The organism is Neisseria sp. P0001.S005, assembly GCF_051963715.1.
In genome coordinates this window covers 1-260 of record NZ_JBQCTZ010000996.1, presented here as the reverse complement: position 1 = coordinate 260, position 260 = coordinate 1, and the positions used below count along the sequence as shown (strand labels likewise).

Sequence of the window (260 nt, the reverse complement as noted above, 5' to 3'; positions counted from 1 at the left end):
GATGATATGGTTGCCGTATTCCGCGTAAACAATGACGATAAAGCCACTAGGGTTGCTGTTGATCCCTATACAGCAAAAGTTGTGAATACGATGCCGCGCGGGCAAGGCTGGTATCACACGAGGGATGAAATTCACGGCGATATTATGCTCGGGGCGACAGGTGACTACCTGTTGGAAACCGCTGCGTCGCTAACCATCATCATGTGTGTGACCGGTATTTATTTGTGTTGGGTAAAACAGCGTAGTCTGAAGGCTGTTTT

1 protein-coding gene is annotated in these 260 nt (G+C 48.5%); it reads left to right on the top strand.

The annotated features are described in order from the left end of the window. A partial coding sequence (locus ACTHSP_RS23820; protein WP_440347210.1) for a PepSY domain-containing protein occupies positions 1–260 on the top strand: 260 nt, incomplete at both ends.